Annotated in this window: 11 protein-coding genes and 1 riboswitch; of the genes, 4 read left to right on the forward strand and 7 right to left on the reverse strand. The window is 36.4% G+C overall.

Annotated features, from left to right (window positions below; translation table 11 throughout):
- Positions 1–76: 76 nt before the first annotated feature.
- The 4 genes from gatB to KI369_RS22020 form a co-directional block, all read right to left on the reverse strand.
- Positions 77–1504: an Asp-tRNA(Asn)/Glu-tRNA(Gln) amidotransferase subunit GatB gene (gene gatB / locus KI369_RS22005; protein WP_060629333.1), complete on the reverse strand. Its 1428-nt coding sequence runs from the start codon at positions 1502–1504 to the stop codon at positions 77–79.
- 14 nt (positions 1505–1518) lie between these two features.
- Positions 1519–2976, reverse strand: coding sequence for an Asp-tRNA(Asn)/Glu-tRNA(Gln) amidotransferase subunit GatA (gatA, locus tag KI369_RS22010; RefSeq protein WP_000051449.1), 1458 nt, complete (start codon positions 2974–2976; stop codon positions 1519–1521).
- 15 nt (positions 2977–2991) lie between these two features.
- A complete protein-coding gene (gene gatC / locus KI369_RS22015) occupies positions 2992–3282 on the reverse strand; it encodes an Asp-tRNA(Asn)/Glu-tRNA(Gln) amidotransferase subunit GatC (RefSeq protein ID WP_000086999.1) in 291 nt (96 codons plus the stop codon).
- A gap of 141 nt (positions 3283–3423) precedes the next feature.
- Positions 3424–3660, reverse strand: a complete 237-nt coding sequence (locus tag KI369_RS22020; protein WP_001254393.1) for a YiaA/YiaB family inner membrane protein — start codon at positions 3658–3660, stop codon at positions 3424–3426.
- A 231-nt stretch (positions 3661–3891) separates the two neighbouring features.
- Here KI369_RS22020 and KI369_RS22025 point away from each other — a divergent pair, with 231 nt between their 5' ends.
- From KI369_RS22025 to KI369_RS22040, 4 genes are all read left to right on the forward strand, one after another.
- Positions 3892–4374: a MarR family winged helix-turn-helix transcriptional regulator gene (locus KI369_RS22025; RefSeq protein ID WP_212957396.1), complete on the forward strand. Its 483-nt coding sequence runs from the start codon at positions 3892–3894 to the stop codon at positions 4372–4374.
- Between the two features lie 76 nt (positions 4375–4450).
- Positions 4451–5632, forward strand: coding sequence for an ArsA family ATPase (locus KI369_RS22030; protein ID WP_212957397.1), 1182 nt, complete (start codon positions 4451–4453; stop codon positions 5630–5632).
- Positions 5625–5816 (forward strand): DUF3926 domain-containing protein, encoded by a 192-nt coding sequence (locus KI369_RS22035; protein WP_212957398.1) that lies wholly within the window; start codon positions 5625–5627, stop codon positions 5814–5816. Before KI369_RS22030 ends, KI369_RS22035 begins: the two co-directional genes overlap by 8 nt.
- Before the next feature lie 65 nt (positions 5817–5881).
- Positions 5882–6364: an HXXEE domain-containing protein gene (locus tag KI369_RS22040; protein WP_212957401.1), complete on the forward strand. Its 483-nt coding sequence runs from the start codon at positions 5882–5884 to the stop codon at positions 6362–6364.
- A 167-nt stretch (positions 6365–6531) separates the two neighbouring features.
- Here the strand turns inward: KI369_RS22040 and KI369_RS22045 are convergent, their stop codons facing one another.
- The 3 genes from KI369_RS22045 to KI369_RS22055 are packed head-to-tail and all read right to left on the reverse strand — an operon-like array spanning position 6532 to position 9082.
- Positions 6532–7386, reverse strand: a complete 855-nt coding sequence (locus KI369_RS22045) for a MetQ/NlpA family ABC transporter substrate-binding protein (RefSeq protein WP_100651576.1) — start codon at positions 7384–7386, stop codon at positions 6532–6534.
- A gap of 21 nt (positions 7387–7407) precedes the next feature.
- On the reverse strand, positions 7408–8073 hold the full coding sequence (locus tag KI369_RS22050) for a methionine ABC transporter permease (RefSeq protein WP_212957399.1): 666 nt from the start codon (positions 8071–8073) through the stop codon (positions 7408–7410).
- Positions 8063–9082 carry a methionine ABC transporter ATP-binding protein gene (locus KI369_RS22055; RefSeq protein ID WP_212957400.1) on the reverse strand — a complete coding sequence of 340 codons (1020 nt, stop codon included), beginning with the start codon at positions 9080–9082 and terminating at the stop codon, positions 8063–8065. Before KI369_RS22055 ends, KI369_RS22050 begins: the two co-directional genes overlap by 11 nt.
- A gap of 123 nt (positions 9083–9205) precedes the next feature.
- A riboswitch (SAM riboswitch) is annotated at positions 9206–9297 on the reverse strand. This riboswitch is flagged as partial in the annotation.

Consider the following 9297-nt stretch of genomic DNA (forward strand, 5'->3'; position numbering starts at 1 on the left):
AAACAAACGTTTGATTAACCTAGAAAAACACCCATGTACGGGTGTTTTTCTGCTTAATCTTTAAAAGTTACTACTATTATCGCTTATTAATCTCTTCAAGTAAGATTTTGTTAACAAGCGGTGGATTTGCTTGTCCTTTTGTAGCTTTCATAATTTGACCAACTAAGAAGCCAATTGCACGGTCTTTACCGTTTTTAAAGTCTTCGATAGATTGCTCATTATTATCAAGAATTTCTGTTACAACTTTACGAAGTGTACCCTCGTCAGAAATTTGAACAAGACCTTTTGCTTTAACGATTTCCTCTGGGTCTCCACCTTTTTCAATTAATTCGTTAAATACTTTCTTCGCAATTTTAGAAGAAATTGTACCTTTTTCAATTAATTGAACCATTTTAGATAAACCAGCAGGCGTTAATGCAACGTCTTTTAATTCTTTTTGTTGCTTGTTTAAGTATGCAAGCACTTCACCCATTAACCAGTTTGATGTTAATTTCGCATCAGCACCGTCTGCAACAGTTGCTTCAAAGAAATCAGACATTTCTTTCGTTAATGTTAATACGTGTGCATCATAAGCTGGTAAGCCAATTTCTGAAACGTAGCGAGCTTTACGTGCATCTGGAAGTTCTGGAATAGAGGCACGAACTGCTTCTTTCCACTCATCATCGATGTAAAGTTCAACTAAGTCTGGCTCTGGGAAGTAACGGTAATCGTCAGATCCTTCTTTCACACGCATTAAAATTGTTTTCTTCGTTGCTTCATCATAACGACGTGTTTCTTGTTGGATGATACCACCAGATAATAATTCTTTTTCTTGACGCACTTGCTCGTGCTCAAGACCTTTTTGTACGTAAGTGAATGAGTTTAAGTTTTTCAGTTCCGCTTTTGTACCGAATTTCTCTTGTCCAACTGGACGAAGAGAAATGTTCGCATCACAACGCAAGGAACCTTCTTCCATCTTACAATCAGATACGCCAGTGTATTGAATGATTGATTTTAACTTCTCTAAGTATGCATATGCTTCTTCTGGCGTACGCATATCTGGCTCAGATACGATCTCGATTAAAGGCATACCTTGACGGTTATAGTCTACTAACGAACCATCAGCTGTATGCGTTGATTTACCAGCATCTTCTTCTAAATGAAGACGTGTAATACCGATACGTTTCTTTTTACCGTCTACTTCGATTTCAATCCAGCCATTTTCACCGATTGGCTTATCGAATTGAGAAATTTGGTAAGCTTTCGGATTATCTGGGTAGAAATAGTTTTTACGGTCGAACTTCGTTTCCGTTGCGATTTCACAGTTTAATGCCATTGCAGCTTTCATTGCAAAGTTAACTGCTTCTTTATTTAAAGTAGGAAGTACCCCTGGGTATCCTAAGTCAATTACACTTGTTTGTGTATTTGGCTCTGCTCCGAATTCTGTTGGACTCGCAGAGAAAATTTTCGAATTTGTTTTTAACTCAACGTGAACCTCTAAACCAATAATTGTTTCTAAATTCATCTATGCTCGCCTCCTTACAGACTTGCTTTTTTTGTATGATAGTCTGTTGCTTGCTCAAACGCATGTGCAACGCGGTAAATTGTCGCTTCATCGAAGTGTTTACCAATGATTTGTAGACCAAGTGGCATGTTGTTCGCACCGAATCCACATGGAACAGAAATCGCTGGAACACCCGCTAAGTTTACTGGGATTGTTAAAATGTCGTTTGCATACATTGTCATTGGATCATCAACTTTTTCGCCCACTTTAAATGCCGGAGTTGGCGTTGTTGGTCCAATAATAACATCGTAGTTAGCAAATACATTTTCAAAGTCGTTTTTAATTAATGTACGTACTTGTTGTGCTTTCTTGTAGTATGCATCATAGTAACCAGAGCTAAGTGCAAATGTACCAAGCATAATACGACGTTTTACTTCATCACCGAAACCTTCGCTACGTGTGTTTTTGTAAAGGTCTAATAAATTATTTACATTATCAGAACGAACACCGTAACGTACACCATCAAAGCGTGAAAGGTTAGCAGATGCTTCAGAAGAAGATAATAAGTAATACGTTGCTAGAGCGTATTTAGAGTGTGGAAGAGATACTTCCTCCCAAGTTGCGCCCATACCTTCTAATACTTTCAAAGCAGCTAGTACTGACTCACGAGCTTCTTCGCCAACACCTTCTCCTAAGTATTCTTTCGGTACAGCAATACGTAAACCCTTAACGTCGCCTGTTAAACCAGCTAAGTAGTTTCCTACTTCAACGTTAGCAGAAGTTGCATCCATGCGGTCAATGCCTGAAATAGCTTGTAATAAGTATGCATTGTCTTCTACTGTACGTGTAATCGGTCCGATTTGGTCAAGTGAAGATGCGAATGCTACTAATCCGTAACGAGATACGCGTCCGTAAGTTGGTTTTAAACCTACAACGCCGCAATATGCAGCTGGCTGACGGATAGAACCACCCGTATCAGAACCTAGAGAGAATAATACTTCTCCTGCTGCTACAGCTGCTGCAGAACCACCACTAGATCCGCCTGGAACGTAATCTAAGTTCCATGGATTTTTCGTAGCGTAGAAACCTGAGTTTTCATTTGAAGAACCCATTGCGAACTCGTCCATATTTAACTTACCGATTGTAACTGTGTCAGCAGCTTTTAGCTTTTGCACAACTGTCGCATCATAAATTGGATCAAAGTTTGCTAACATTTTGCTCGCACAAGTAGTACGAAGACCGTTAGTTACAATGTTATCTTTTACACCAATTGGCATACCGAATAATAAACCATTATCTTCAGCACCAATTTTCGCGTCTAATTCTTTCGCTTTTGCGCGTGCGTTTTCTTCATCTAATGTAAGAAAAGCTTTTACGTTATCTTCAACATCCGCAATACGTTTGTAAGATTCTTCTACTAAATCCGTAACGGAAATTTCTTTGTTGTTTAATTTTTTATGTAACTCTGATACTGAATGATCAAATAATGACATCGAAATTCCCCTCCTCTATTCTAATACTGCTGGAACACGGATTTGATTATCTTTGTGATCCGGTGCATTTTTTAATACTTCTTCAACTGGTAAACCCTTTTCTGGTACATCTTCACGCATAACATTTTTCATAGTTAATACATGAGTTGTTGGTTTTACATCTGTTGTATCTAATTCATTTAACTGTTCTGCAAATGTAACAATTGCATCTAGTTGTTTTTGAAATTTTTCTGCTTCTTGATCAGTAATTGCAAGACGTGCTAAATGTGCTACGTGCTTTACATTCTCAACGGAAATTCTTGACACGGCTAGGCCACCTCCATAATATATCGTTCAATCTACAATACTATTGATGATACCAAATTTTCAGTACTTCAAGCAAGTCAACACACGGCGCTTACGGCATTTTTACATAAAAAAAGAAAGGCAAACGCCTTTCTTTACGATTTACTCTTTATCTAACGGTTTATTTTTCGGAAATCTCTCGTTATCTTCTTCATTATCACGAATTGTTTTTTGTAATACAAAACAAGACATCGTTAAAAATAATGTTCCAATTAAATAATATCCTTTTACACTAAGCGTTTCATCTAACGTATAAATTCCAATTAGCATACCTGAAAGTGCACAAACAAATGAAGTCCATGCTAAAAACGTGAACGCTTGCGTATTACGTCTTCTCATCGTTCTCCCCCTCGTTAGCTGTACATCCATTATAGATAAGTATATTTACCATGATGGATTTTTATGTAAATTCTAGTTTTATATTTATAAATCTATCATAAAATAATACTATTTTAAAGACAGTTTTCTTTCTAATCTGAAAAAACAGTTAAAATAATTGACATTTTTTTCAATTCTACATAAAATAAAAATAAATATTACGAACCTCGAAATATACGGGAGTGGAATTAATTGTTGCAATATGAACATTTTTTAGACTTACTGCTAGATAACGCCAAGAAACTTTTCTATCCTGAGGAATGGGTAAGCCTAGATTTAACACTTTCTAAAACAGAAGTATTTTGTTTACTTTGGATGGAGCGAAATACAGATATTACAATGACAAAAATCGCTGACCTTCTAGATATACCAATGAGTACAACGACAGGCGTTGTAAATCGCCTTGTAAAAAAGGGATATATCGAAAGGTACCGTGATGAAAATGACCGACGCATTGTATTAATTCGTTTAACAGAAAACGGTGTAATGCTCGTTCAAGAAGTAAAACAAAATGCAGCCCATTACTTTAACCTAGTGACAGAAGCATTATCAGAAGAAGAAAAAGCATTCTTACTACAGATCTTCCAAAAGATCATGAATCACATTGCTACGTCACAGCAAAAAACAGAAGCAAAGGTTTCTACACCTAAAATGAAAAACATTCCGATTGAATAAAACCCTAGTTGGGTTTTTATTCAATCATTTATTTCGCCACTCGTAATATTCGATACTCGAAACAAAGGGGATATGAATGATGAGAATTATTTTGTATACAGGTAAAGGCGGCGTAGGAAAAACTAGCATTTCAGCAGCAACAGCACTTCAAAGCGCAAAACAAGGCTTAAAAACTTTAGTAATGAGCACAGACCCAGCTCATAGTTTAGGAGATTCATTTGGCATAAAACTATCTTCTGAACCATTAGAAATTCGTGAAAACCTATGGGCACAAGAAATTAATACGATTTATGAGATGGAAAAAGGCTGGGGGAAATTACAAAAATATATTACGCTACTCTTCACTTCCAAAGCAGCTGATGATATTACAACAGAAGAATTAACAATGTTCCCTGGTATGGAAGATTTAATTAGCTTACTTCGCGTACTCGATTATTATAAACAAAACACATATGATGTTATTATCATTGATTGTGCGCCAACAGGAGAAACATTAGCAATGCTAAGTTTTCCAGACATGCTCGGCTGGTGGATGGAAAAACTCTTTCCTATTAAAAGAAAAGTTTTAAAAGTTGTTCGTCCTGTAGCTCAACCACTTCTTGGTGTCCCCCTTCCAACCGATGATATTATGGACGAATTAACAAGTACACTTGAACAGCTCGGAGAAATGAGAGACATTTTATCAAACCGAGACATAACAAGTATCCGCATCGTTGTAAATCCTGAAAAAATGGTCATTAAAGAAGCACAGCGCAGCTTTACGTATTTAAATTTGTACGATTATAACGTAGATGCCATTATGATCAACCGAGTCATTCCTAATACTGTCACCGATCCTTATTTTCAAGCATGGAAAGATACCCAAAAGAAATATAAAACATTAATTCAAGATAGTTTTGATCCACTTCCTATTTACGAAGCTCCAATGTTTGAACAAGAAGTTGTTGGCTTACCTATGTTAGAACGCGTTGGAGATGCTTTATTTAAAATGGATCATTGTCCTACTGAAGTGAAATTTAATGGCCGTACACAATATGTAAAAAAAGATGGCGATGAGTATATTTTCGTTCTGTCCATTCCCTTCTCTAACAAAAGTGAACTTGCATTAAATCAAAAAGGTGATGAGCTTATCATTCGTGCTGGTTCTGTTAAACGAAACATCACATTACCAAAAACGTTAACACACCTTTCTATTCAAGGAGCAAAATTCGAAGATGATGTACTAAACATTCGGTTTGGAGGTGTCGTGCATGCATGAGGAACTACTAAGAAAGGTAATTCATGCAAAAATAAAAGTCGGTATGAATATATTAGAAGCGTTACCTGCCCCAATCCAGCAATCCGCTAAGCAAATGCTAAACATTTTACAAGAGGAGCTAGCTGCTTATGTTGCCGAACAACCGCAACCTGAGAGTAATTTAAAAAGTATTATAATTGAATAGTTATATCCTTGTAGAAGGCCTCTCTTATAGGCTTTCTATCCCTTTATTGGAGCTGATATAAATTGATGAAAACATCTTCTGTAATACACTTTACTACTCTTACAATCTGGCTAATTCCATTTTTATTTTTTATTCATAACCTTGAAGAATCTTTCCAAATGCCACAATATCTTGCTAATCAATTTTCAATTCATTTTATAACAAGCCAACAATTTTTCATTGCCATTTCCGCATTAACAATCTTTGTCTTACTTATCGTCTTTCTATATCAACTAAATTTCTTGTCCTCTATATACTGGATTATTTTTATTCAAGGGGCTATATTCTTCAACTCCGTTCAACATATTATTTTGTTTTTCATTTACCGTTCCTATAACCCTGGCGTAATATCGGCAGCTTTCATTTTCACCTTTTCGATTTTCTTTTTTTCATCCCAAAAACACTTAATTCATAAAAAGCAATTCGTAATTACACTCATTTTCAGCTTATTTTCTTATCCTATTATAATTTGGATTACCTTACTATTCGCTAGCTACTTTCATTCATAAAAAAAAGACCAGGAAAACTCCTGGTTCATTACTCTACTTAACAAACATTGGATTCTACGTTATACAGAATTGGAAGGTACAGAATTAGGGTTTGTTTGTTAAGTAGATTATATGTTGAACGAACTAACAGCGGAGGGGTTCCTACTGTTAGTCGTTAAACCCAATAATTATTTTACGATTTTTTCAAGCTCCTCAAGTGAAAGATCTACTGAAATGGAACCATCATTTGTTTCTTTCTTAATTGCATCTGTTACTTCTTTTGAATGATATAGTTCAATTACTTTTTTCAGTGTTGGATCATCTTTATCTTTTGTACGAGCTGCGAAAATATTAATATATGGCTTCGCATTTTCATTCTTTGGATCTTCTAAGAAAATTGGATCCTTTGCTGGATCTAACCCAGCTTGACCAGCAACACCGTTATTAATAACTGAAGCTGCTACATCTTTTAATACACGAGGTGTTTGCTGTGCGATAACCGGTGTAATTTTTAACTTCTTCGGATTTTCAGCAATGCCGCTTGGATCTCCAAATAAGCCAAAGTCTTTCTTAAGCTTTAATAACCCAGCTGCATCAAGAAGTTTTAATGCACGTGCTTGGTTCGTTGGATCATTTGGAATCGCAATTTCTGAACCATCTGGAATTTCATTTGCTTTCTTATGTTTTTCAGAGTACAAACCCATTGGTGCAATTTGCGTTGTACCAACAGCTGTAATATCTAACTTATGCTCCTTTTTAAATTGCTCTAAGAAAGCAATGTGCTGGAATGAGTTTAGTTCAATATCTCCATCAGCTAACGCTTTATTTGGCGTCGTGTAATCAGAGAACTCAACCAGTTTAATTTTAATTCCTTCTTTTTCAGCTTTCCTCTTCAAAATTTCCCAAGCATCTCCATCCGTTCCAGTTACACCGACGCGAACTACTTTTTCTTTCGCTCCTGCCCCCGTGTCTCCACTTGAGCAGCCGCTTAATGCTGAAACACCTACAATCGCTGATAATGCAAACGCTAAAATTTTCTTCATTTTCTTTTCCCCTCTTCCTTTTTATGATCTACGTAAAAAGACTTTCGCAAAATAGTTTCCTAAGTTTTGCGCTACCTGTACGAGAATGATAAGTAAAACGACCGTTACGAACATAACTGACGTATCAAAACGTTGATAACCATATGTCATTGCTAAGTCACCAAGACCGCCACCACCGACAAGCCCAGCAACTGCAGAAAATTCAATTAAACCAACTGTCATAAATGTAACACCTAAAATTAATGGCGCTAACGCTTCTGGTACAAGGATTTCAAAAACAATTCTAATTGGTGAAGCACCCATCGCTTGAGCTGCTTCAATTACCCCTTTCGGAACAGAAACAAGATTTGTTTCAACCATTCTAGCGATACCAATTGATGCAACTAACGTCATCGGGAAAATTGCTGCTGCTGTTCCAATCGTCGTTCCGATAACACTTCTTGTTAGTGGGCTTAAAGCTACTAAGAAGATGATGAATGGAATCGGACGAATTGTATTAATAATGATATTCAGGATAGAAAAGACCCATTTATTTTCTAAAAAGTTTCCTTTTCTCGTCACATATAATAGTAAACCTAGAGGTATACCAAGAATTGTAGCGAATATAAGGGTTACGATTACCATTAAGAGGGTATCCCCCGTCGCATCTACTATGCGAGGCCAAAATATACTCCAATCAACTCGCATGAGCTTCTACCTCCTTCAGCTGCACTTGCAGTCTTAGATGTTGTAATGCTTTTTGAATTTCCCTCTGTTCACCTTGCAATTCTACAAGAAGATTTCCAAATAGCACATTTTGAAGTTCAATAATATTTCCGTACAGTACATTTACATCCACATTATAGTTTTTTGCGATATATGATAGTACCGGCTGTCCTGTCTCCTCACCAGTAAATGTTAGGCGATAAATCTGACCACCATTTTGAATTTTCGCTAAAACACTTTCCGGTAAATGATCATTAATAACTGAGCGTACAAAGTTTTGAGTCGTCTTTGTTTTCGGTTGTGTGAAAACATCAAATAGTTTTCCTTCTTCAATAACTTTTCCTTTCTCCATTACAGCTACACGGTGACAAATTTCTTTCACAACATGCATTTCATGTGTAATAAGAAGAATTGTTAAATTGTATTCTCGATTTACTTTCTTTAATAAATTCAGAATTTCTGTTGTTGTTTCTGGATCTAAAGCTGATGTTGCCTCATCACATATAAGAATATCTGGTGATGTTGCAAGTGCTCTAGCAATACCTACACGCTGCTTTTGTCCGCCTGATAGCTGCTCTGGGTAATTATTTGCCTTATCTTCTAACCCTACAAACTTCAGCAGTTCATTTACTCTTTCTTTTATCTCATTCTTTGGTACTTTCGCTAACTTTAATGGATAAGCAATATTCCCAAACACTGTTCTTGAATTAAATAAATTAAAGCTTTGAAAAATCATCCCGATTCTTTGTCTTAGCTTCCGTAATTCTTTCGTCGATAATGATGTAATATCTTTATTATCTATCGAAATCGTTCCTGCCGTTGGTCTCTCTAACATGTTTACTAAACGTAATAACGTACTCTTTCCAGCTCCACTAAAACCGATAATGCCAAAAATTTCGCCTTTCTCAACGGATAACGTTACATCCTCCACCGCATGAACAGATTGCCCACCTGATTCATATACTTTACTTACGTTATTAAAAGAAATCATTTTTTCTCCTCCTATATGCTGTAAAAACTTGAAGTAGAGCTTTCGAGGTAAAATAAAAAGTGCTCTCCTTCTTATCAACCATAAAGATAAGAAGGAGAGCACTTATATGTACTCGGTCACATCTTCTCATCTTCCAAGCCTTTCATAGACTTGCTGGAGTTAGCACGGTATTAAAAAACCCGTTGCTGAGGTATCGTAGGGCCAGTCCCTCCACC

The organism is Bacillus sanguinis, from assembly GCF_018332475.1.
Lineage (GTDB): Bacteria > Bacillota > Bacilli > Bacillales > Bacillaceae_G > Bacillus_A > Bacillus_A sanguinis.